Here is a 25195-nt window from a genome sequence, read left to right as displayed (position 1 = left end):
TGTTCAACGCCCCTTTAAATTAACAATCTATACTAAACTGTCTTTTAATTGCTCACTGGTTTATTTGCTTAGCACAACAATTAGTGGGATAAAGTAGCCTGAATTTCCAAGTCAACTTTAGCTAAAAGACGTAAATTAGGAGTATTAGCATATGGATTTTTTGTTCGACTATATCATTACGGTTCAAACTGCATTATTAATTTTTGTCATTGTTTTAATTAAATCGTCCATCAAATTTGTGCCTCAAAATCGCGCTTTCTTAGTGGAACGTTTTGGTAAATTTCAGTCTACTAAAGAAGCAGGCTTAAATTTTATTGTTCCGTTTATTGATAATGTCGCTGCCGATCGCTCTCTTAAGGAGCAAGCGGTAGATGTACCTGAACAAAGTGCGATAACTAAAGATAATATTTCGTTATCCGTTGATGGCGTATTGTATTTCCGGGTTATGGATCCGTATAAAGCAACTTATGGTGTCGACAATTACGTTTTTGCGGTAACCCAATTAGCGCAAACAACCATGCGTTCAGAGCTGGGTAAAATGGAGCTAGACAAAACGTTCGAAGAACGCGACATGCTCAATACCAATATTGTTGCAGCTATTAATGATGCCGCCGGCCCTTGGGGTATTCAGGTTCTTCGTTATGAAATAAAAGATATTGTGCCACCGCAATCTGTTATGGAAGCGATGGAAGCACAAATGAAAGCAGAGCGGGTAAAACGCGCGCAAATTCTTGAATCCGAAGGGGATCGACAAGCCGCAATAAACCGTGCTGAAGGTAATAAAGCCTCTGTCGTATTGGCAGCCGAAGCGGATAAAGCCGAGCAAGTATTACGCGCCGAAGGGGAAGCAAAAGCAATTGTTGCCGTTGCTGAAGCGCAAGCAGAAGCACTTCGTAAAGTAGGTGTTGAGGCGAATACTGAAGAAGGGCAAAAGGCAATTCAATTAGATCTGGCTACCAAAGCGATTGAAGCTAAACAAGCCATTGCCAAAGAGTCATCAATCGTACTATTACCAGATGGTGCAACCGAAGCCGCCTCGGTAGTAGCACAAGCTATGACTGTAATAAATAGCATGAACAAGAGCAGTTAATGATGGAGTTTTTCAGTAATAATCTGGCCGAAAGCTTAATTGTTATTGGCCTAATAATGTTAGCGGTGGAAATCGCAATTTTAGGCTTTGCGACTTTTATATTGTTTTTTGTGGGCGTTGCCTGTGTGGTTACAGGAGCTCTGATTTATGTTGATATCATTCCTGATACATTGATGAGTGCCACTTTGACGGTGGGTTTATTGACTGCCATTGACGCTCTATTGTTATGGAAACCACTTAAAAACATCCAACAAAAAGTCGATAACAAACCAGCCCAAAGTGACTTAATTGGTCATAGCTTTATACTCGGACACGACGTATCGGCGACTCAAAACCCGTATTATCATTATTCCGGTGTACAGTGGAAATTGATAAGTGCGCAGCCAATTGCGGCGGGTAGCATGGTAAAAGTTATCAAAGCGGATGTAGGTATATTTTATGTCGAACTGAGTGACTAAATTATTCAGTGGACGCACCTAATTACGCAACTCAAATAGAGAAACAAACATGTCAGCAAAAGATATTGAGCAATCCTTTGTCACATTGAAGCAGACCGTTCCTTTGTTGGTAAAACACAAAATTTCAGCTGTGCCTACGAACTATGCCCTGTGGTACACATACGTTAGTAATGATTTGCCCGAATTAAATGAGCAGCTTGACGCGGCGGTAGAGAATCAATCTCAATTATCAGAACTCAAAGCCAAAGATTTGTATCGTCATTACATTTCTGACAAAGAAGAAGTAAACGTCTGGGACCTTCGTCAGTCCATTGAAGGAATGATGATCGAATTATCTCAATCTCTTAAAGATACTAAATCAGAAACGCAAGAATATAAAAACTTGATGGATTCATGTATTGACGATTTAAGTAAAGTTGAAAAAGAAGGATGGACTGTAGAAGAAGTGCTAGGTCTGGTGCGTAATATGGTAAAAGAGTCCCAAGTTATTAGACAAAGTACCATAAGCTTTAATGGCGCGCTGGCAAGTGCGGAAAAAGAAATTGCTCGTTTAAAATCACAATTAGAAGCCAGTCAACAAGAAGCTCTTTATGACGCGTTAACCGGTTTATGCAATCGTCGCTATTTTGACTCTGAACTAACTAGCAAATTAAAACTAGAAAAATGCAGTCTAGCGCTTATCGATATTGATCACTTTAAACAGATAAATGACAAATACGGCCACCAAATGGGCGATCTAGTATTAAAGGCGGTTGCTAAAAAAATTCAAAGTTGCTGCCGAGACAATGCCCAAGCTTTTCGCTACGGCGGAGAGGAATTTGCCGTTATTATGCCGGGGCTTGATCAATCACGAGCACGGCACATGGCTGATGTTGTTCGTCGTACAATTGAAAAAATCACCGTAAAAGACCGTCGTACTGGTCAGTCTTTAGGCGATATAACCGTTTCTGCTGGCGTGGCTCAAATTGAAACTAACGAACATTCCGCAGCGGTAATCGAGCGAGCAGACAAATTATTATATGAAGCCAAAAGGCTTGGACGAAATCGCGTTATGCCAATGTCCTAGCGCTAGGATTAATGGTGTTTTTAATCTGAAATCATCAATTATTCGGGTTTATTTCCGCAAAATCGGCTAAAACCGCCAAAAACCACATTTTTTCATTGAATATTAAATACCCAACCATTGTTGTTAAACAACTGAAATTAAAGATTTTTTTGATGGGATTTTTGAATTATTTTTAAACTGCTGATTTTTAAGGCAAATGAAACAATGTAACCTGCCGAAAATTTTTGTATAATGCCGCGCAATTTTTTATTAGACACAGAGTGGACCAATGTCAGAATTATCTCATTACAGAAATATAGGTATTTTTGCCCACGTTGACGCGGGTAAGACCACCACTACCGAACGTATTTTGAAACTTACCGGTAAAATTCATAAAACCGGTGAAGTTCACGACGGTGAATCAACAACAGACTTCATGGAACAAGAAGCAGAGCGCGGAATTACTATCCAATCAGCAGCGACAACCTGTTTTTGGAAAGATCACCGCTTTAACATTATCGATACTCCTGGACACGTTGACTTCACAGTTGAAGTTTACCGTTCACTAAAAGTACTTGATGGTGGAGTGGGTGTTTTCTGTGGTTCTGGTGGTGTTGAGCCACAATCAGAAACTAACTGGCGTTATGCGAACGACTCAGAAGTTGCTCGTGTTATTTTCGTCAACAAACTAGACCGTATGGGTGCTGACTTTTACCGTGTTGTTAAGCAGGTTAAAACAGTACTTGGCGCAAATCCTCTAGTAATGACATTACCAATCGGAATCGAAGATGACTTCGTAGGTGTTGTAGATGTACTAGAGCAAAAAGCTTACATCTGGGATGACACTGGTTTACCAGAAAACTACGTAGTTGAAGATGTTCCTGCTGATATGGTTGACAAAGTAGCGGAATACCGCGAACAACTAATTGAGACAGCAGTTGAGCAAGACGACGACCTAATGATGGCATACATGGACGGTGAAGAACCTTCTATTGCAGATCTTAAGCGTTGTATCCGTAAAGGAACAATTGCACTAGACTTCTTCCCTACTCTTTGTGGTTCTGCATTTAAGAACAAAGGTGTTCAAAACGTACTTGACGCAGTAGTTGACTACTTGCCTAGCCCAACTGAAGTTGATCCTCAGGAACTAGCTGATGAAGAAACCGGTGAACCTACTGGTGAAGTTGCTTTGGTTTCTGTTGACGAACCTTTCCGTGCGCTTGCGTTTAAAATAATGGATGACCGTTTTGGTGCATTAACCTTTATCCGTATTTACTCAGGTAAATTAAGTAAAGGTGACACCATACTAAACAGCTTCACTGGCAAAACTGAACGTGTTGGCCGCATGGTAGAAATGCACGCTGACGATCGTACGGAGCTTAGCTCTGCACAAGCTGGTGATATCATCGCTATCGTTGGTATGAAAAACGTGAAAACAGGTCATACTTTGTGTGATCCTAAGCACCCTTGTACGCTTGAGCCAATGATTTTCCCAGAGCCAGTAATCTCTATCGCTGTATCTCCTAAAGATAAAGGTTCTACTGAGAAAATGGGTATTGCTATCGGTAAGATGGTTGCAGAAGATCCAACGTTCCAAGTAGAAACTGATGAAGATTCTGGTGAAACTATTCTGAAAGGAATGGGTGAACTTCACTTGGATATCAAAGTTGATATCTTGAAGCGTACTTACGGCGTTGAGCTAGAAGTAGGTCAACCTCAGGTTGCTTACCGTGAAACTATTACACAACCAATTGAAGATTCTTATACCCATAAGAAACAATCTGGTGGTTCTGGTCAGTTCGGTAAGATTGACTACCGTATCCGTCCTGGTGAGCCGGGTTCTGGTTTCAAATTCACGTCAGTGGTTGTTGGTGGTAACGTTCCAAAAGAATTCTTCCCTGCAATTGAAAAAGGCTTTAAAGGCATGATGGATACTGGTGTTCTTGCCGGCTTCCCAGTGCTTGACGTTGAAGTTGAGTTATACGACGGTGGATTCCACGCCGTGGATTCATCAGCAATTGCTTTTGAAATCGCAGCAAAAGGTGCATTCCGTCAATCAATTCCTAAAGCAGGGCCTCAGCTAATCGAACCTATCATGAAAGTTGACGTATTTACGCCAGACGACCATGTTGGTGACGTAATTGGTGACCTTAACCGTCGTCGCGGTATGATCAAAGATCAAGAAGCAGGTGTTACAGGTGTTCGTGTTAAAGCTGACGTACCTCTTTCTGAAATGTTCGGTTATATCGGTTCACTTCGTACAATGACATCTGGTCGTGGTCAATTCTCTATGGAATTCAGCCACTACATGCCTTGTCCTATGAACGTAGCTGAAAAAGTTATCGCTGAGACAAAAGAACGTAACGCTAAGAAGTAATTTATACTTTTAGTTAGTTCATCAAAAAACCCGATTATTTAATCGGGTTTTTTATTGCCTCGGCTATATAAAATTCAACTACACAAGCTGTAATTTCCAATTACCACGGCGGAAAACAATAACCCCCACGACGGTCATTAGCGATTGTGCAAAAACGATGGACCAGAATACGCCTGATGGTCCTAAGCTAGCATAGGATGATAACCCGTAAGCTAACGGAATCTGAACGACCCAAAAACACAACAAATTAATTTTTGTTGGTGTCATGGTATCTCCGGCACCGTTGAACGCTTGTACTACAACCATGCCAAGTCCGTAAAAACCAAATCCCAAACTAACATAACGCAAACACTGAACGGCATATTCAGCAACGTTAGGATCTGTACTAAATGCGGCGACTATTATTTTGGCAAACACAAATAAAATAACCGCGACACTAAGCATAAAAATGACATTATACCGAGCGACCCGCCATACCGATTTTTCTGCGCGTTCTGGTTGCTCAGCGCCCAGATTCTGCCCCACTAACGTAGCTACAGCGTTACTTAATCCCCATGCTGGCAGCAAAGTGAACATCACAATTCTAATTGCTATCGTATACCCAGCGACGGCTGCACTGCCATAAGTAGCCACTATTCTTACCAGTACAACCCAACTCGCAGTCGCTACCAAAAACTGCAATGTTCCGCCCACAGATACTTTTAGTAGTTCTGCCATAACTGCAAATTTTGGTCTTAGAGATTGCAAGTTAACCTGTACTCTTCCAGCAACGCCACAGAGGTAATAAAGTTGATAACAGACCCCAATACCTCGTCCAATTGTGGTTGCAACGGCAGCTCCGGTTACGCCCATTTCTGGGAATGGCCCCCAACCGAATATGAGAATAGGGTCAAGAACCAGATTAATCCCATTAGCTAACCATAAAGAGCGCATTGCTACAGATGCATCACCTGCCCCACGGAAAATTGCGTTGATCAAAAACAGATAAAAAATTGAAGCTGAACCACATAACATTATTGTGGTGTAATTAATCCCAAGGGCTAAAACTTCTGCCTCAGCCCCCATAAAGATTAAAATATCCTTTGCAAACAACATCCCTATCGCTGCAACGAACAAAGAAACAAGCAACCCTAACCACAACGCTTGTCCAGCAACTAAATTAGCTTTGGATTGATTTTTTTCGCCAATACGGCGCGCGACCATGGCAGTTACGCCCATACTCAAGCCAATAGCCAATGCGTACAATATCGATAACACGGCTTCTGTTAAGCCAACTACGGTAACTGCCTCAAAACCTAAAAAAGACACGTAAAATATATCGACTAAAGCAAATATCGCTTCCATCGACATTTCTAACACCATTGGCACGGCAAGCAAAAATGCAGCCACTCCTATAGAGCCTTTAGTAAAGTCATGTTGCACTTTACCAGACACAGCTTGTTTGAATAACGCCCACATGGAACGCTTGTGTAAATGATGTTCTGTCATTTAAAAACCTATGTATTCAACCTAATGAGATACCTCAAAAGGGATAAGAGAGATTGAACAGAAGACTGTCCGAGTATATGTAATCAACTAACGAAGAACGTTAGATATAGTTGCCTCGGAAAAAAGACGGCTATTGAATTTTAGTTAGCGTGAACGCGGTGACAATAACGCATATTTTCGAGGCGATAAGTGCTATTTCTGCATAGCAATGAGGTTGTGAATTGTTCATTGGCTTGGCCTCGAATTTTGGAGTGCTCAAAATATGCTCTTTTTGGGATTAATTGTCAACACACCTTAGGTACTGTTTTGGGTAAATAAATTGTCAAAATAGATTTTTTTAGTTATGGTTTTACAAGTCTCCGAAGTTGTCCTTATGGATAGAGAATATTGAGACAAAAACATCGAATACTCATGGAAGAAGCTAAGGAAGCTTATATGAAAACCCGTCTAATATTAGCCCTGCTATTATTTTGTATCCCCTCGTTTGCCGAACAAATCCCCGTAGAGCAATTTTCAAAACATAGTGACTATCTTGATATGGTCATATCTCCTGATGGCAAACATCTTTTAGCTCGCATCCAACATGAAGGTGAAGTAAGCCTAGTATTTTTGGACGCAAAAAACATGAAAATAGTAGGTGGTGTGCGTCCTAAAGAGGGTGATGTTATTCATACTGCTCAATGGGTCAGTAATGAAAGAGTGGTTTATCAGTTTGCTGAAAAACGATTACGCTATGATGCGCCAATTGCAACAGGAGAGTTATTTGCGATTAATGTTGATGGCAGTAAACAAGAAATGCTGTATGGCTGGAGAGCAAGAGAGAATGGCGATCGCGGTACAAGAACCAAAAAACGCGAAGCCAGTTACGCAACGCCCGAAATAATTAGCTTGTTGGTAGACGATGAAAAAAACATCTTGATATTGGAACACCCTTGGACCTTAGAACATAACCTTTGGTACGACTTACGCAAAAAACACTCAGTTATTTCTAAGCTAAATATATTCAACGGCCGCAAAACTAAAGTCGAGGTGCTTCCCCATCCTGGAGCTCAAGCTATTGCCAACAAAATGGGCGAAATTAATTTTATCAAATGGCATGATGAAAATTTAGAAGTTCATGGAGCATATAGAGAAAATCGTGATTCACAATGGCTAGAAATTGTAGATGCTTTTGGGGTCAACAAAGACCTAGTTCCAACTGGCACTAGCAATGATGGTAAAAAGATTTTACTAACGGGTAGTTACGGAAAAAGAGATTTAAATACTTATTACGTTTTAGATCTCACCAGCAAAAAACTTAGTCCGGTTTTTGACAGTATGGTAGCCGATATCGCTTATACCAATCGGGAGCCTTTAACCAATATGCCGGTAGTTGGTATTTCTTATCCGGGTAAACCGCAATATCATTATGTAGAGGAAAACAAAACCGCCAAGCTGCATAAGATGTTAGTTGAGGCCTTCGGTGAACAGGAAGTTAACATCACAAGTGCAACTCGAGATGGGAAAAAGCTGTTGGTGCGGGTCTCGAGTGATGTCAATCCAGGCGAATACTACATATTTGACACTGAAAAAATGGGTGCAGAATTTATCTGGTCGAACCGCTCTTGGCTAGACCCGCGCACTATGGCTCCAATGCAAGCATTTCAATTCACCACTGAAGACAATATGGAAATCCACGGTTACTTGACCATGCCATTAGCACAAAAGGAAAATGAAAAACCCCCTATGGTCGTCGTTATCCATGGTGGTCCCCACGGTATAAGTGAAACATGGGGATTTAATAGTGAAGTGCAGTTTTTAGCTAACCGAGGGTATGCGGTATTACAAGTTAATTTCCGCGGCTCTGGTGGTTATGGTAAACAGTTTGAACAAGCGGGCTATCGGCAATGGGGAGGTAAGATGATAAAAGATATCACCGACGCCACTAAATATGTTGTCAGCCAAGGATATGTAGACGGCGAAAGAATGTGTGTGTATGGCGCTAGTTATGGTGGATATGCAGCATTGATGGCCAGTGTGCGCGAGCCTGAACTGTACAACTGCACCATAGGCTATGTTGGTATTTACGATTTAAACTATGCATATACTGATAGCATTTACATGAAGAGTCATGGAGGCCGAGGTTATTTTGAAAAAGTCCTAGGCACCAACGCGCGAGAGCTAGCTCAATTCTCTCCTGTGAATTATGCAGACAAAATCAAATCAGATGTATTGTTAATTCACGGCGAAAAAGATTCCATCGTTTCGGTTAAAAATGCCCAAGCGATGCTCGCCAGCTTTGAAGCCGTAGGTAAAAAGGCAGACTACATAAACTTTGAAAAAGGCGGGCATGGCCTGTTTCAAGAGGCGGGACGAAGACAAGTATATGCAGCGCTCGAAGAATTTATTAATCAGCACATTAATAAATAGAATATGCAAAATAAGCAACCGCATCAGGAACATCCCTTGCGGTTGCCCTTATTATCAAGTGATAACAGAATCAGTCGCTATATCAGTTTTACGACAAAACGCTTACACTAACCACCATAAAAATTCTGACATCAAACAATTTTATCAGTTATGACAATTGCACAAGGTAAACGCCTCAATAAATACATCAGCGAAACAGGTTTATGCTCTCGTCGTGAAGCTGATAAATTAATTGAGCAGAATCGAGTCACTATAAACAACAAAATTCCTGAGCTTGGTACCAAAGTACTTGAAGGCGACGAAGTCAGAGTTGACCAAAAGCTTATCGGAGCCACACCTGAGAATAAATCAGATCGTATTTACATCGCTTATAACAAACCTATTGGCATAACTTGTACTACTGAGCGCCACGTAAAAGGAAATATAATCGATGCGATTGGTCACAAACAGCGAATTTTTCCCATCGGTCGATTAGATAAACCTTCAGAAGGACTAATTTTACTCACTAGCGACGGCGATATCGTCAATAAAATATTACGAGCTGAAAACGCGCATGACAAGGAATATGAAGTTACTGTAACTCAGCCTATCAGTGAGCGTTTTTTGGCGCAAATGGCCGCTGGCGTCCCGATTTTAGGCACAGTCACTAAGCCTTGTAAAATTAGTCCAATGGGTAAATACAAATTTAAGATTATTTTGACCCAAGGATTAAATCGACAAATTCGGCGAATGTGTGAGTTTTTGGGTTACGAGGTAAGTAAATTAAAGCGTACACGCATCATGCATATCGATCTATCACGTTTATATCCCGGTCAGTGGCGCAATTTGAGCGAAACTGAAATGCGAACCTTGAATGAAGCACTCAAAGGTTCGCAAAAAACAGCGGACTAGACCCACAAAACCGCTGTGAAATTATGGGTCGTGAATTGGCTTATGCGTGAACTTCGGGCAACAACATTTGCACTGGTGTAGGTAATACTTTGACGACTTGTCTGCGGCTGACCTGCCAAAAAGCGGATAATAGCAACAAAGTCGCACCTATGCATAAGCCGGTAATTGCAAAGCTATAACTTACCATGCCGTATGTCTCTAATAAGGTTGAGAAAGCATAGATAACATAGACGAGTGCCGACACCATTATCGCACGTCTATCGACTGCAATAGAAATCATAGCTAATAACACATAAAGCCCAACGACCATCAATGATACCGATACACCACCAATACCTTGTAACACCCCTAAAGACGAAAATATTGGATGAACTATTAGTGGAGCCGCAGCTAAATGCAGCCAAAAAGCCACATCTGAAGAACGTGTTTGACGTTTGCGATCAGATGCATCCCAATACATGGCTAAGCCGAAAATTGATAACCCTGCAATCAATAACATGCTATTTACCCATGTAATTGCAATTGGGAAACTTGCCAAAACAACAGCTATAATGCTGCCACAAATCGCCGCGACACCAGCTGCGACTGTGATAGGAACGCGGAATCTACGCCAATGCAACATAGCTGCAATTGAAGTTACGATGCCAGCTATGACGAACCCTATTTCATTGGGATGCTGATAATTGACCAATGGCGTTGCGAAAACACCACCTAAGAACGACAGTAACAACATGATAGCTGGCAGTGCCATACGACGCTTGACCACAAAAAATTCCGCTAAAAACCAAGAGGCTATAGCAACACCAGCGGTTCCTAACATGGGGGATATATGAAAGCCTAAAAACCCGATCGACGCCAACAATAATCCGCTGGCGATCACCACAAAAACATCGTTAAACCCGGTTATCAATCGAAAATTTTCTTCATCAGCTAGAGAAGTGTTTTTTAAGCTAGCTATATGTGACTTGAACTGGCTGACCGAATCATTGGTAAAAATCCCGGCCTCAACAGCTTGATTTAGATCTTCATCGTTATACATTTTTGGCTCCGATTATAATTATTCTTAACTACGTTTGGCGTACAATCCTTCGATTTATAAGAACAAATAGCAAAAACTGAACCAAATAAAATAAGCTAATATAATCAATACGTTAGAATTATAAAATGGTAATTTTAAGAATGGAAGCTTATTCAGTTTAGGGGAAAAGGCTAAATAATAGTAAAATTAACCAGTAGATTATGGGGCGATAATCGTATCCCATCCCCAATCAAATTTCGGCAAGCCAACACTTTTAATCAACCTTTGGTATTCGATTTTATTTAATGCTCGGGCTACAACTTTGTACTGGGATTTATATTTAATCGCTCGGGTGGTTAACAAATCAAAGCGTTTATCGGCATTTTCTGAAAAATCAACATCCCGCAATTCATCAATTCGGATATTCGTCTTGTAATACTCGATTGCATATTCTAGTAGGCGATTTTGAATTAATAGCACTTTCTTATTAACAAGATGAACACACATTCGCTTCTCGGAAATAGCCTTTGAGAAGCCTTTTTCGGTCAACTCGTTTGCACAATGTTGTAATGACTCAGACGCTTGCCAATATTGCGTAATTAATTTTAGATAGTGGCTAGAAATTTTTTCGTTTTGCTGGATTTCAGGCAAATTCAATTCGTCCACAATATCTTGTGAAAGCATGTCTAACGTAACCAATAGTCGATTGAATTTGGGCATTTGTCTCGTGAAAAGGCAAAACCTAAAGGCTATCCCCATAGAGGCAGAAAGGTCAAGAAATTATCACCAGTAATGTTACAAGGATTTCAAACCCTGTAAGCTGTATTGACCTTTTCCACGGGATAAATCCCGTTCTACATACCTGTAATTTAACCCCACGGAATTAATACCTAAACCCCGTAGCAGGGACTTTAGTCCCTGTAAGCTTTATTGACCTTCATCCACGGGCTAAAGCCCGTTCTACATACCTGTAATTTAACCCCACGGAATTAATACCTAAACCCCGTAGCAGGGACTTTAGTCCCTGTAAGCTTTATTGACCTTCATCCACGGGCTAAAGCCCGTGCTACACGCCTGTAATTTAACCCCTCGGAATTAATACCTGCTCCCCTGTGCAGGGACTTTAGTCCCTGTAAGCTGTATTGACCTTCATCCACGGGCTAAAGCCCGTGCTACATACCTGTGATTTAACCCCACAGAGTTAATACCTAAACCCCGTAGCAGGGACTTTAGTCCCTGTAAGCTGTATTGACCTTCATCCACGGGCTAAAGCCCGTTCTACTGACGTCGGAAAACAAAAAAGCCGCTCAATGAGCGGCTTTCTTAATCTTGTGTAACTGACTTCGCGATTAAGCGATGATTTTTGCTACAACACCAGCACCAACAGTACGGCCACCTTCACGGATTGCGAAGCGTAAACCTTCGTCCATCGCGATTGGGTTGATTAGCTCAACTTTGAATTTCAAGTTGTCGCCTGGCATTACCATTTCTACACCTTCTGGTAATTCTACTGCACCAGTGATGTCGGTTGTACGGAAGTAAAACTGTGGACGATAGCCTTTGAAGAATGGAGTATGACGGCCACCTTCATCTTTAGACAATACATACACTTCTGCTTCAAACTGAGTGTGAGGAGTGATTGAACCAGGCTTAGCCAATACTTGACCACGCTCTACGTCATCACGCTTAGTACCACGTAGTAGAACACCAACGTTCTCACCTGCACGACCTTCGTCAAGCAACTTACGGAACATCTCTACACCAGTACAAGTTGTTTTCGTTGTATCTTTGATACCTACAATCTCAACTTCTTCACCTACTTTGATGATACCTTGCTCTACACGACCGGTTACTACTGTTCCACGACCTGAGATTGAGAATACATCTTCAATTGGCAAAATGAACGGCTTATCAATCGCACGCTCTGGCTCTGGGATGTAGCTATCAAGTGCTTCTGCAAGCTCAATGATTTTGGCTTCCCATGCTTCATCACCTTCCAACGCTTTTAGCGCTGAACCTTGAATTACTGGCAAGTCGTCACCTGGGAATTCGTATTCAGTTAGAAGTTCACGTACTTCCATTTCAACCAATTCCAACAACTCTTCGTCGTCAACCATGTCACATTTGTTCATGAATACGATCATGTAAGGAATACCAACTTGGCGACCCAACAAGATGTGCTCACGTGTTTGAGGCATAGGACCGTCTGTTGCCGCAACAACTAGGATACCACCGTCCATTTGCGCAGCACCGGTGATCATGTTCTTAACATAATCCGCGTGTCCTGGGCAATCTACGTGTGCGTAGTGACGCTTAGGCGTGTCATACTCAACGTGTGAAGTGGAGATAGTGATACCACGCTCACGCTCTTCTGGAGCGTTATCAATTTGATCAAACGCCGATGCTGCACCACCATAGGTCTTTGCTAGAACTGTAGTGATTGCCGCTGTTAGCGTCGTTTTACCATGGTCAACGTGGCCAATTGTACCGACGTTTACATGGGGTTTCGTGCGTTCAAACTTTTCTTTAGCCATTTTTCTCGTTTCCTAATTTAAAAGTCCGACCCTGTAACAGACCGGACCGAACCTTCATTTAGATTAATTTCTTGCTTCAACTATCGCTTTAGTCACATTATTTGGTGCTTCAGCATAGTTAAAGAATTCCATAGAGTATGAAGCTCGCCCCTGCGTTGCGCTTCGCAATGCAGTAGCATAGCCAAACATTTCCGAAAGAGGAACCTTAGCACGTACTATTTTTATACCTGCTACCCCTTCATCCATGCCATCAATCACGCCGCGGCGACGATTTAAGTCACCGACGACATCACCCATCCAGTCTTCTGGTGTGGTGACCTCAACTTTCATAGTCGGCTCAAGCAATACAGGATTAGCGATTTCGACACCATTCCTAAAGCCCATTGAACCGGCTATCTTAAACGCCATTTCTGAAGAGTCAACATCATGGAAAGAACCATCATATAAAGTGACTTTGACATCTAGCACAGGATAACCTGCTAAGACACCATTTTGCATTTGTTCTTGAATACCTTTGTCTACAGATGGAATGTATTCTTTGGGGACGATTCCGCCCACAATTTCATTCACAAACTCGTAGCCCGCACCTTCTTTATTAGGCTCGACCTTCAACCAAACATGACCATATTGACCACGTCCACCTGATTGTCGAATAAACTTCCCTTCCACTTCCACACTCTTGCGAATTGTCTCTCTGTATGCAACTTGGGGTTTACCCACATTACATTCAACATTGAACTCACGTTTCATGCGGTCGACGATAATATCCAAATGCAACTCTCCCATTCCTGAGATGATTGTTTGTCCAGATTCTTCGTCAGTTTTTACGCGGAAAGAAGGGTCTTCTGCGGCAAGTTTACCCAAGGCAACACCCATTTTATCCTGGTCTGCTTTAGAACGAGGCTCAACCGCAATAGAAATAACCGGTTCAGGAAACTCCATACGTTCGAGGGTAATAATGTGATTTGGATCACACAAGGTGTCTCCGGTAGTCACATCTTTCATTCCAATAGCGGCAGCGATATCACCGGCGCGCACTTCTTTTAACTCTTCACGGTCTTTAGCATGCATTTGCACTATTCGACCAAAGCGTTCTTTTTTACCTTTAACGGCATTATAAACAGCATCACCTGTATTTACTGTGCCAGAATAACAACGGAAGAAAGTCAATGTACCTACAAATGGGTCAGTGGCAATTTTAAACGCTAAGGCAGAAAACGGTTCGCTATCATCAGCGTGACGCTCTGCTTCGGTTTCGTTTTTATCACTCAACACACCTTTAATAGCCGGTACATCGATAGGCGCTGGCAAAAATTCTATGACCGAATCAAGAACAGCCTGTACACCCTTGTTTTTAAACGCTGAGCCACATGTCGCCACTACAATTTCATTTTTCAGTGTACGAACCCGTAGCCCAGATTTAATTTCTTCCTCGGAAAGCTCTTCGCCTTCCAGATATTTATTCATTAGTTCATCAGAAGCTTCTGCTGCAGCTTCGACCATTTCAGTTCGAAGTTCATTCGCTCTGTCTAGCAAGTCTGCAGGAATTTCTTCGTATAAAAATGTCATGCCTTGATCAGCTTCATTCCAATTAATGGCTTTCATCTTGATCAGGTCAATAACACCTTTGAAGTTTTCTTCAGAACCAATGTTCAATTGAATAGGTACACAATTAGCACCCAAACGATTGTGAATTTGCTTAACTACACGGTCGAAGTCAGCACCTGCACGGTCCATTTTATTAACAAATACCATGCGCGGAACACGGTATTTATCAGCCTGACGCCATACAGTCTCAGATTGGGGTTCAACGCCCGACGAGCCACAGAAAACAACTACTGCCCCATCAAGTACACGCAAAGAACGTTCAACTTCTATAGTGAAGTCTACGTGTCCCGGCGTATCAATGATGTTAATTCGGTGCTGATCATACTGTTGTTGCATGCCAGACCAGAAACAAGTAGTTGCAGCGGAGGTAATCGTAATCCCCCGCTCCTGCTCTTGCTCCATCCAATCCATTGTGGCAGCGCCATCATGGACTTCACCAATCTTGTGAGACAAGCCGGTATAGAATAAAACGCGCTCAGTCGTTGTCGTTTTACCCGCGTCAACGTGTGCAACGATTCCGATATTACGATAGCGTTCAATTGGATGTTTTCGAGCCATTTAATCCTCTCTAAGAAACTTTGACTACCAACGGTAGTGTGCGAACGCTTTGTTCGCTTCAGCCATACGGTGAACGTCTTCACGCTTCTTAACCGCAGAGCCTCTGTTCTCAGACGCATCTAACATTTCAGCTGCTAGGCGCTGAGCCATAGATTTTTCACCACGCTTACGCGCAGCTTCAACCATCCAACGCATACCAAGTGCATTACGACGAACAGGACGAACTTCTACAGGTACTTGGTACGTAGAACCACCAACACGACGAGATTTAACCTCGACAGTAGGGCGGATGTTGTCCAAAGCTTCTTCAAACACATCTAGGTGAGCTTTGCTGGTTTTTTCAGCAACGATGTCTAATGCACCGTAAACAATTTTTTCAGCAGTAGATTTTTTACCATCCAACATGACAACGTTCATGAATTTGGCAAGTAATTGTGATCCGAACTTAGGATCTGGTAGGATTTTGCGTTGACCTACAACTCGTCTTCTTGGCATCTTAATATTCTCCGTGGGGATTCAGGAATTACCCAAAACTCTAAATTTAATAGTTTGGCCTTACTAACGGAGAACCGTTAAGACTTAGGCCTTTTTGCGCCGTACTTAGAACGGGCTTGTCTACGGTCGTTTACGCCTGCGCAGTCTAATGTACCGCGAACAGTGTGATAACGAACACCTGGTAAATCTTTAACACGACCACCACGAATAAGAACAACACTGTGCTCTTGTAGGTTGTGACCTTCACCACCGATATATGAAGAAACTTCAAAACCGTTGGTTAAACGAACACGACATACTTTACGTAATGCAGAGTTCGGCTTCTTTGGTGTGGTGGTATATACACGTGTACATACTCCACGTTTTTGTGGGCAAGCCTGTAAGGCAGCTACGTTGCTTTTTTCAACGGGCTTCTTACGAGGAGAGCGCACCAACTGGTTAACTGTTGCCATTAACTAGCTCCTGGTTAATAAAAAAACTACTGTTTGTCCGATTTTTCGGACGCTGAAAGCGAAAAATCCGCGAACCCTAACTTGGATTACCAAATTTCGGGTCGCGGAATTCTATAGATCATAAATCAAACTGTCAAGAAAAGACTTTGACCAACTAGTAGTTAGCCAAAGACATATTCTAATTTTGATTACTCGTCGTTAGACGTACTTTCACCGGCTTCTGCGTTTAACGCTTCAGTCAGAGCAAGTTCAGCTTCTGAAGCAGATACTGATGGTTCTTCAATCATTGCAGCTTGTTTTAGTTTTGCGCGATTTTGATGGTACGCAAAACCTGTACCTGCAGGGATCAAACGACCAACAATAACGTTTTCTTTCAAGCCACGTAACTCATCTTCTTTACCTTGCACTGCTGCTTCAGTAAGAACACGTGTCGTTTCTTGGAACGATGCTGCCGAAATGAATGATTCAGTAGAAAGTGATGCTTTGGTAATACCAAGCAATTGGGTTTCATACTGAGCAGGAATTTTACCCTGTTTTTCAATCTCACGGTTAGCAACTCTAACGTTTGCCACTTCAACCTGTTCGCCTTCGAGGAATTGAGTATCACCTGGGTGAGTAATCAAACACTTACGCAACATCTGGCGGATTACCACTTCGATGTGCTTATCGTTAATTTTAACCCCTTGTAGACGGTAAACTTCTTGCACTTCGTTCACAATGTAGTTAGCCACTGCACTGATTCCACGAAGACGCAAGATGTCATGTGGTGATTCTGGACCATCGGCAATTACTTCACCTTTTTCTACAGATTCACCTTCAAACACGTTAAGTTGACGCCATTTAGGGATCATTTCTTCATAGTGATCGCCTTCTTTCGGCGTAATAACTAAGCGTTTCTTACCTTTCGTTTCTTTACCGAATCCGATAGTACCGGACACTTCAGCAAGAATTGCAGGCTCTTTAGGCTTACGTGCTTCAAACAAGTCAGCAACACGCGGTAGACCACCGGTGATGTCACGAGTCTTCGAACTTTCCTGCGGTATACGTGCTAACACGTCACCTTCACGAGCTGCCATACCATCAGATGCTTCGATTGTGGTAAAGCTAGGCAGACGAATTTCCTGCAATCCAACTTCATCACTTTCAAGAATTAGTTTAGGTTCTTTCGCGTTCGCTTTGGTCAAATCTTTAACCACGATACGTGTCAAGCCTGTTAACTCATCCTGCTGCATTTCAGTATTAGAATCATCAACATCAGCAAAGCTAATTTTCGCTTTACGTTCTGTGATAATTGGATGCGAGTGCGGATCCCAGTTTGCAACGATATCACCAGAGGTTATGGCGGCATTGTCGTCAACTGATAATATTGCACCGTAAGGTACTTTATATCGCTCTTTTTCACGACCTTGGTCGTCAATAACAGTTAGTTCTGTAGAACGAGAAACGATAACTACTTTGTCATCTGCATTACGAACATATTTAGCATTATGCAGTTTCAATGTACCCGTTGTTTTAACTTGTACACTGTTTTCTGCAGATGCTCTAGATGCCGCACCACCGATGTGGAATGTACGCATGGTTAACTGTGTACCAGGTTCACCGATTGACTGTGCGGCGATAACACCCACAGACTCACCGAAGCCAACCATATGTCCACGAGCAAGGTCACGTCCGTAACATCTTGCACAAACACCAAAGTCGTTGTCACAAGTGATAACCGAGCGAACCAATATTTGGTCAACTGAGTTTACTTCCAACATGTCTACTAAACCTTCATCTAGTAGTGTATTACGTTCAACAAGAATCTCGTCAGAGCCTGGCTTAACAACGTCTTCAGCTACTACACGTCCCAATACACGTTCACGCAATGGTTCTACAACGTCTCCACCTTCGATTAACGGAGTCATCTTAACCCCTTCGTAGGTACCACAATCTTCAGTGTTGATCACCAAATCTTGTGCAACGTCAACTAGACGACGAGTTAGGTAACCCGAGTTCGCTGTTTTCAATGCCGTATCGGCCAAACCTTTACGCGCACCGTGAGTAGAGATAAAGTACTGAAGTACGTTTAGACCTTCACGGAAGTTTGCGGTAATTGGGGTTTCAATGATTGAACCATCTGGTTTTGCCATTAGTCCACGCATACCAGCTAACTGACGTATCTGAGCGGCACTACCACGAGCACCAGAGTCAGCCATCATAAACACTGAGTTGAAAGAATCCTGTTCTTCCATTTCACCGTCACGATTTTTAACTGTTTCTTTAGACAAGTTAGACATCATTGCTTTCGCAACGTCTTCGTTTGCACGAGACCAGATATCGATAACTTTGTTATAACGCTCACCAGCAGTAACCAAACCAGATTGGAATTGTTCCTGAATTTCAAATACTTCTTCTTCAGCTGCTTCGATAATGTCTTTCTTAGCATCTGGTATAACCATATCATCGATACCAACTGACGCACCCGCGATCATCGCATAGTGGAAACCGGTATACATGATTTGGTCAGCAGCAATTACTGTATCTTTCAAACCTAATACACGGTAACAAGCATTCAACAAACGTGAAATTTGCTTTTTACCCATAGGTTGGTTGATAAGTTCAAACGGCAAACCTTTTGGCAAAATCAGTGAGAAAATAGCACGCCCTACCGTGGTATCAGTTAGGGTTACTTTTTCAGTCTTGTTGCCATCCGCATCAACTTCATATTCAGTAATACGTACTTTTACGCGAGCGTGTAGTTCAGCATTACCTGTACGATACGCTTTTTCTGCTTCGTTCGGGCTGGTGAATACCATTGCTTCACCCAAACCATTTACACGGTCACGGGTAAGATAGTACAAACCTAATACAACGTCCTGTGAAGGAACGATGATTGGCTCACCGTTAGCAGGCGACAAAATGTTGTTAGTTGACATCATCAGAGCACGAGCTTCTAACTGTGCTTCGATAGTCAATGGTACGTGTACCGCCATTTGGTCACCATCGAAGTCAGCGTTATATGCCGCACACACTAGCGGGTGCAACTGAATCGCTTTACCTTCGATAAGGGTAGGTTCAAACGCTTGGATACCCAAACGGTGAAGTGTAGGTGCACGGTTAAGCAATACTGGATGTTCGCGGATAACGTCATCTAATACGTCCCAAACTTCCGGCGCTTCGCGCTCAACTAACTTCTTAGCCGCTTTGATAGTCGTAGCTAAGCCACGGCCTTCTAATTTGCCATAGATAAATGGTTTGAATAATTCCAATGCCATTTTCTTCGGTAGTCCACACTGATGCAAACGCAACGTAGGACCAACGGTGATAACTGAACGACCAGAGTAATCAACACGCTTACCTAGTAGGTTCTGACGGAAACGACCCTGTTTACCTTTGATCATATCTGCCAAAGATTTAAGAGGACGTTTGTTAGAACCGGTAATAGCACGACCACGACGTCCGTTATCAAGAAGTGCATCTACCGCTTCTTGTAACATACGCTTTTCGTTGCGCACGATGATATCTGGTGCAGCAAGGTCTAGTAGACGCTTCAAACGGTTGTTACGGTTGATTACACGACGGTATAAGTCGTTCAAATCTGAAGTTGCAAAACGACCGCCATCTAGTGGCACCAAAGGACGTAAGTCAGGTGGTAATACTGGCAATACAGTCATAATCATCCATTCAGGCTTGTTACCTGATTGCTGGAATGATTCTAATAACTTCAAACGTTTAGTAATTTTCTTACGCTTAGTTTCTGAATTGATACTTGGCAATTCTTCACGCATAGCGGCAACGTCAGCATCAACGTCTAGTACTTTTAGCAATTCAAATACTGCTTCAGCACCCATTTTAGCTTCGAATTCGTCACCATGCTCTTCCAAAGAATCTAAATATTCTTCTTCAGTTAATAGCTGAGAACGCTCAAGCGTTGTCATACCAGGTTCGGTAACAACATAAGATTCGAAATAAAGTACACGTTCGATATCACGTAACGTCATATCCAACATCAAACCAATCCGAGACGGCAATGATTTCAAGAACCAAATGTGTGCTACTGGACTTGCCAGTTCAATGTGACCCATACGCTCACGACGTACTTTGGTTAAGGTAACTTCAACGCCACACTTTTCACAAATTACACCACGATGTTTTAGGCGCTTGTACTTTCCACATAAGCATTCATAGTCTTTAACCGGACCAAAGATGCGAGCACAGAAAAGGCCATCGCGCTCTGGTTTGAACGTACGATAGTTAATGGTTTCAGGTTTTTTAACCTCACCAAAAGACCACGAACGGACCATGTCCGGAGAAGCAAGACCGATTCGAATATTATCGAACTCTTCGGTTTTGTTCTGTTGCTTAAGAAACTTTAATAAGTCTTTCACTTTTTTCTCCCAGCGGAGTGGTGTTACAAAACCTGACTAGTTTTTTGACTAGTCAGGCTCTCCTGTCTTTCGCTCAATCAGAGCAAATTAATCGTTCTGCTCTTCTAATTCGATGTTGATACCGAGTGAGCGGATTTCTTTCAACAATACGTTGAATGATTCCGGCATACCAGGTTCCATGCGATGATCGCCATCCACAATGTTTTTATACATTTTGGTACGACCATTCACGTCATCGGATTTCACAGTTAGCATTTCTTGCAATGTATATGCAGCACCATATGCTTCAAGTGCCCACACTTCCATCTCTCCGAAACGCTGTCCACCGAATTGAGCTTTACCACCCAACGGCTGCTGTGTAACCAAGCTGTAAGAACCAGTTGAACGCGCGTGCATCTTGTCATCAACCAAGTGGTTAAGTTTCAACATGTACATGTAACCAACAGTTACAGGACGTTCAAACGAGCGGCCAGTACGACCGTCAAACAACGTGATTTGTCCGCTTTCTGGAATATCTGCCAACAATAACAAGTCTTTAATTTCTCGTTCTGTAGCACCATCGAAAACAGGTGTCGCGATAGGAACACCCTTACGCAAGTTTTCAGCAAGACGTCTAATTTCTTCGTCTGTGAAGTTATCAATATCAACTTCTTGATGCGATTTACCTGAGCTATACACTTCTTTTAAGAAGCTTCTTAACTTAGATAATTCTTCTTGCTCTTTGATCATGCGGTCAATCTTAGCACCCAGACCATGAGCAGCCATGCCCAAGTGAGTTTCAAGAATCTGACCGATGTTCATACGCGAAGGTACACCAAGTGGGTTAAGTACGATGTCTACCGGAGTACCGTTCGCATCGTATGGCATATCTTCCACTGGTTGGATAGTCGAGATAACACCTTTGTTACCGTGACGACCGGCCATTTTATCACCAGGCTGGATATGACGTTTAACCGCTAAGTAAACTTTGACAATCTTCAACACACCCGGCGCTAGATCATCACCTTGGGTGATCTTACGACGTTTGATTTCAAACTTGTTATCAAAATCAAGTTTAATCTCACTGTGCTGTTCAGCGATTTGATCAAGTTCTAATTGTGCGTCTTCGTCTTTCAACGTGATATCGAACCATTTTTCACGCGGCAAGCTATCAAGTTTAGCTTGATCAACATTGTTACGTAGCAATAGGTTAGTAGCACGAGCAAAGATACCGTCGGCTAAAATACCGAACTCATCACCCAAGTCTTTTTTGACTTGACGTAATTGCATATCTTCGATTTCAAGCGCACGCTTGTCTTTTTCTACGCCATCACGAGTGAAAACTTGCACGTCAATAACTGTACCGTGCACAGAGTTAGGTACACGCAATGATGTATCTTTAACGTCTGACGCTTTCTCACCGAATATGGCTCTTAGTAGTTTTTCTTCTGGCGTTAGCTGAGTTTCACCTTTAGGTGTAACTTTACCAACCAAGATATCGCCGCCTTTTACTTCGGCACCGATATAAACCACACCAGACTCATCCAATTTACCCAATGCAGACTCACCAACATTTGGAATATCAGCACTGATTTCTTCAGGACCAAGCTTAGTATCACGAGCTATACAGCTTAACTCTTGAATGTGGATAGTGGTAAAGCGGTCTTCTTGGGCTACACGCTCAGAAATAAGGATTGAATCCTCAAAGTTATAACCATTCCACGGCATGAATGCGATACGCATGTTTTGACCTAATGCCAACTCACCTAAATCGGTAGAAGGACCATCAGCCAATACGTCACCAGTAACAATAGGGTCACCTACGTTACACGTTGGTTTTTGGTTAATACATGTATTTTGGTTAGAACGGGTGTATTTAGTTAGGTTGTAGATATCAATTCCTGCTTCACCAGCAGTCATTTCTTCTTCATTAACCTTAATAACGATGCGACTTGCGTCAACATAGTCAACTGTACCACCACGCTTAGCGATGATAGTTACACCTGAATCTACTGCAACCGTTTTCTCCATACCTGTTCCAACTAGCGGCTTATCAGCTTTTAGCGTAGGTACGGCTTGACGTTGCATGTTTGCACCCATCAATGCACGGTTTGCATCATCGTGTTCTAGGAACGGAATGATTGATGCTGCGATAGAAACGATTTGCTGAGGAGAAACATCCATATACTTGATGTCTTCAATTTGCATCAACGTAGTTTCACCGCGGTAACGGCAAGGAATAAGTTCTTCAGTCAGTTTACCGTCTTCATCTAAAACAACGTTCGCCTGTGCGATCGCGAATTGTCCTTCTTCAATAGCAGAAAGATAATCGATATCGTCAGTTACAACACCATCTACAATTTTACGATAAGGCGTTTCTAGGAAACCAAAATCATTGGTACGCGCAAAACTCGACAACGAGTTAATCAAACCGATGTTTGGACCTTCAGGGGTTTCGATTGGACATACACGACCATAGTGTGTCGGGTGTACGTCACGTACTTCGAATCCTGCTCGTTCACGTGTCAAACCACCCGGACCTAATGCAGAAATACGACGCTTGTGCGTGACTTCTGAAAGCGGGTTGTTTTGGTCCATGAACTGAGATAATTGGCTAGAGCCAAAGAATTCTTTAACTGCAGCGGAAATCGGCTTAGCGTTAATCAGGTCTTGTGGCATTATTGCGTCAAGATCGCCTAAACTTAAGCGTTCTTTAACGGCACGTTCTACACGTACTAAACCAACACGGAATTGGTTCTCAGCCATTTCACCAACTGAACGAATACGACGATTACCCAAATGGTCGATATCATCAACTTCATCTTTACCATCACGGATGGTAATCAACTGCTTCATTACGGCAATGATATCTTCTTTGTCTAGTGTACCTTCGCCAGTCAACTCTTCGCGACCTAAACGACGGTTAAACTTCATTCGACCAACCGCAGACAAGTCATAACGATCATCAGAGAAGAATAAGTTACCAAACAAAGTTTCAGCTGCATCTTTCGTTGGTGGTTCACCAGGACGCATCATACGATAAATTTCTACTAATGCTTCTAGGCGATTAGTAGAACTATCTATACGCAAGGTATCTGAAATATAAGCACCGTGATCTAGTTCATTGATATACAGTGTATCGAAAGATTCGATTCCTGATTCAAGCAATGCTTCTAGTGTTTCAACGGTCAGTTCATCATTAGCACTAACGATGACTTCGCCGGTTTCTTCGTTGATATAATCTTTTGCGATTACACGACCAACTAAGAATTCAGCAGGTACTTCTAACTCAGTCACTTTTGCTTTTTCAAGAGCACGAGTGTGACGAGCTGAAATACGACGACCAGTTTCAACTAATACATTCCCTTCGCCATCGATGATGTCAAACTGAGCAGTTTCACCACGTAGACGTTCAGGAACGATATCCATCATAAATTTGTCGTCCACCATCTTGATAAGGTCTTTATCAAAGAACACTTCAAGAATTTCTTCGGTGGGCATTTCTAATGCACGTAAAATAATTGTCGCAGGTAATTTACGACGACGATCTATACGAACATATAAATTATCTTTCGGGTCAAATTCGAAGTCTAACCAAGAGCCACGATAAGGAATTACACGTGCGTTATAAAGCACTTTACCTGACGAGTGAGTTTTGCCTTTGTCATGATCGAAGAACACACCAGGTGAACGGTGAAGTTGAGACACGATTACGCGTTCAGTTCCATTGATCACAAAAGTACCGTTTTCGGTCATGAGCGGAATTTCACCCATGTAAACTTCTTGCTCTTTGATGTCTTTAACCGTTCCAGGAGCGGCTTCTTTATCGAACAACACAAGACGTAGTTTCACCCTAAGTGGAGCAGAGTAAGTAACACCACGAATTTGACATTCTTTAACATCAAAAACAGGCTCACCTAAACGGTAGCTCACATATTGTAATTCAGAATTACCTGAATAACTTTTTATGGGAAAAACTGATCTAAATGCAGCTTCTAGTCCATATTGGCCGTCAACATCGATGTCGATAAACTTCTTAAAAGAATCGAGCTGGATTGAAAGAAGGTAAGGTATCTCTAATACCTGCGGGCGTTTGCCAAAATCCTTACGGATACGTTTCTTTTCGCTATTGGAGTAAACCATGGGTTCCTCAGCATTCTGATTTTTGACCCAACTTGCCTAGTAAAGCGCTTTTACTAAACAAACTTCAAGCACCCTTTGCGGCGCGATCTACAAGCATACACCAATTTTTCTAAAGTTTTAACACTTAACTTATTGGTTTTATTTCACTTTTCAATCACGGTTGCGCATCATTTCGAAGGATAGTTCTAAAGGGTATAAATGCCCTATCCTACAGCGCAAAAAGGCTGGTGATCAAATAATCACCAGCCCAAGCCTTTTCAGGCAAGCAATCTGCCAAATG

15 protein-coding genes are annotated in these 25195 nt (G+C 42.3%); 6 read left to right on the top strand and 9 right to left on the bottom strand.

All coding sequences use genetic code 11. The annotated features are described in order from the left end of the window. Window positions 1–151 precede the first annotated feature (151 nt). From GLIP_RS17280 to fusA (GLIP_RS17265), 4 genes are all read left to right on the top strand, one after another. A complete protein-coding gene (locus GLIP_RS17280) occupies window positions 152–1090 on the top strand; it encodes an SPFH domain-containing protein (protein WP_008845970.1) in 939 nt (312 codons plus the stop codon). Then, window positions 1090–1548 (top strand): NfeD family protein, encoded by a 459-nt coding sequence (locus GLIP_RS17275; RefSeq protein WP_322786228.1) that lies wholly within the window; start codon window positions 1090–1092, stop codon window positions 1546–1548. The genes GLIP_RS17280 and GLIP_RS17275 overlap by 1 nt, the downstream gene beginning before the upstream one ends. 49 nt (window positions 1549–1597) lie before the next feature. Then, window positions 1598–2614: a GGDEF domain-containing protein gene (locus GLIP_RS17270; protein ID WP_008845968.1), complete on the top strand. Its 1017-nt coding sequence runs from the start codon at window positions 1598–1600 to the stop codon at window positions 2612–2614. Between the two features lie 268 nt (window positions 2615–2882). Continuing rightward, window positions 2883–4970 (top strand): elongation factor G, encoded by a 2088-nt coding sequence (fusA, locus tag GLIP_RS17265; protein WP_008845965.1) that lies wholly within the window; start codon window positions 2883–2885, stop codon window positions 4968–4970. Window positions 4971–5048: 78 nt separating this feature from the next. On the opposite strand, the gene GLIP_RS17260 is transcribed toward fusA (GLIP_RS17265), so the two are convergent. Further along, window positions 5049–6458: an MATE family efflux transporter gene (locus GLIP_RS17260; protein WP_008845964.1), complete on the bottom strand. Its 1410-nt coding sequence runs from the start codon at window positions 6456–6458 to the stop codon at window positions 5049–5051. Window positions 6459–6893: 435 nt separating this feature from the next. On the opposite strand from GLIP_RS17260, the gene GLIP_RS17255 reads away from it, so the two are divergent. Next, the gene (locus GLIP_RS17255) at window positions 6894–8867 is read left to right on the top strand and encodes an alpha/beta hydrolase family protein (protein ID WP_008845963.1); all 1974 of its coding nucleotides are present in this window, start codon (window positions 6894–6896) and stop codon (window positions 8865–8867) included. 150 nt (window positions 8868–9017) lie between these two features. Then, the gene (gene rluF, locus GLIP_RS17250; RefSeq protein ID WP_008845962.1) at window positions 9018–9758 is read left to right on the top strand and encodes a 23S rRNA pseudouridine(2604) synthase RluF; all 741 of its coding nucleotides are present in this window, start codon (window positions 9018–9020) and stop codon (window positions 9756–9758) included. 40 nt (window positions 9759–9798) lie between these two features. Here the strand turns inward: rluF and GLIP_RS17245 are convergent, their stop codons facing one another. The 8 genes from GLIP_RS17245 to rpoB all read right to left on the bottom strand — a co-directional run bounded on the left by GLIP_RS17245 (window position 9799) and on the right by rpoB (window position 24915). Next, window positions 9799–10797, bottom strand: coding sequence for a hypothetical protein (locus GLIP_RS17245; protein ID WP_008845961.1), 999 nt, complete (start codon window positions 10795–10797; stop codon window positions 9799–9801). A gap of 198 nt (window positions 10798–10995) precedes the next feature. Further along, window positions 10996–11496 carry a hypothetical protein gene (locus tag GLIP_RS17240; RefSeq protein ID WP_008845960.1) on the bottom strand — a complete coding sequence of 167 codons (501 nt, stop codon included), beginning with the start codon at window positions 11494–11496 and terminating at the stop codon, window positions 10996–10998. Between the two features lie 629 nt (window positions 11497–12125). Then, a complete protein-coding gene (gene tuf / locus GLIP_RS17235) occupies window positions 12126–13310 on the bottom strand; it encodes an elongation factor Tu (protein ID WP_008845595.1) in 1185 nt (394 codons plus the stop codon). Between the two features lie 63 nt (window positions 13311–13373). Beyond that, complete coding sequence (gene fusA / locus GLIP_RS17230) at window positions 13374–15476, bottom strand: elongation factor G (protein WP_008845959.1); 2103 nt, start codon at window positions 15474–15476, stop codon at window positions 13374–13376. Between the two features lie 24 nt (window positions 15477–15500). After that, window positions 15501–15971 (bottom strand): 30S ribosomal protein S7, encoded by a 471-nt coding sequence (gene rpsG / locus GLIP_RS17225; RefSeq protein ID WP_008845958.1) that lies wholly within the window; start codon window positions 15969–15971, stop codon window positions 15501–15503. Window positions 15972–16048: 77 nt separating this feature from the next. Next, window positions 16049–16423, bottom strand: a complete 375-nt coding sequence (rpsL, locus tag GLIP_RS17220; RefSeq protein WP_008845957.1) for a 30S ribosomal protein S12 — start codon at window positions 16421–16423, stop codon at window positions 16049–16051. Window positions 16424–16611: 188 nt separating this feature from the next. Continuing rightward, window positions 16612–20793 carry a DNA-directed RNA polymerase subunit beta' gene (gene rpoC, locus GLIP_RS17215; protein WP_008845956.1) on the bottom strand — a complete coding sequence of 1394 codons (4182 nt, stop codon included), beginning with the start codon at window positions 20791–20793 and terminating at the stop codon, window positions 16612–16614. 87 nt (window positions 20794–20880) lie between these two features. After that, window positions 20881–24915, bottom strand: a complete 4035-nt coding sequence (gene rpoB / locus GLIP_RS17210) for a DNA-directed RNA polymerase subunit beta (protein WP_008845955.1) — start codon at window positions 24913–24915, stop codon at window positions 20881–20883. Window positions 24916–25195 lie beyond the last annotated feature (280 nt).

Origin of the sequence: Aliiglaciecola lipolytica E3 (genome assembly GCF_000314975.1) — a bacterium.
Lineage (GTDB): Bacteria > Pseudomonadota > Gammaproteobacteria > Enterobacterales > Alteromonadaceae > Aliiglaciecola > Aliiglaciecola lipolytica.
The sequence above is the reverse complement of the archived record's forward strand: the minus strand, read 5'-3'. Positions and strand labels throughout refer to the sequence as shown.

Coding starts and splice junctions, on each gene's coding strand:
- GLIP_RS17240 (WP_008845960.1), bottom strand. CDS start 11,496: ATGCCCAAATTCAATCGACTATTGGTTACGTTAGACATGCTTTCACAA.
- GLIP_RS17245 (WP_008845961.1), bottom strand. CDS start 10,797: ATGTATAACGATGAAGATCTAAATCAAGCTGTTGAGGCCGGGATTTTT.
- rluF (WP_008845962.1), top strand. CDS start 9,018: ATGACAATTGCACAAGGTAAACGCCTCAATAAATACATCAGCGAAACA.
- tuf (WP_008845595.1), bottom strand. CDS start 13,310: ATGGCTAAAGAAAAGTTTGAACGCACGAAACCCCATGTAAACGTCGGT.
- GLIP_RS17275 (WP_322786228.1), top strand. CDS start 1,090: ATGATGGAGTTTTTCAGTAATAATCTGGCCGAAAGCTTAATTGTTATT.
- rpsL (WP_008845957.1), bottom strand. CDS start 16,423: ATGGCAACAGTTAACCAGTTGGTGCGCTCTCCTCGTAAGAAGCCCGTT.
- fusA (WP_008845959.1), bottom strand. CDS start 15,476: ATGGCTCGAAAACATCCAATTGAACGCTATCGTAATATCGGAATCGTT.
- GLIP_RS17255 (WP_008845963.1), top strand. CDS start 6,894: ATGAAAACCCGTCTAATATTAGCCCTGCTATTATTTTGTATCCCCTCG.
- fusA (WP_008845965.1), top strand. CDS start 2,883: ATGTCAGAATTATCTCATTACAGAAATATAGGTATTTTTGCCCACGTT.
- GLIP_RS17260 (WP_008845964.1), bottom strand. CDS start 6,458: ATGACAGAACATCATTTACACAAGCGTTCCATGTGGGCGTTATTCAAA.
- rpoB (WP_008845955.1), bottom strand. CDS start 24,915: ATGGTTTACTCCAATAGCGAAAAGAAACGTATCCGTAAGGATTTTGGC.
- rpsG (WP_008845958.1), bottom strand. CDS start 15,971: ATGCCAAGAAGACGAGTTGTAGGTCAACGCAAAATCCTACCAGATCCT.
- GLIP_RS17280 (WP_008845970.1), top strand. CDS start 152: ATGGATTTTTTGTTCGACTATATCATTACGGTTCAAACTGCATTATTA.
- GLIP_RS17270 (WP_008845968.1), top strand. CDS start 1,598: ATGTCAGCAAAAGATATTGAGCAATCCTTTGTCACATTGAAGCAGACC.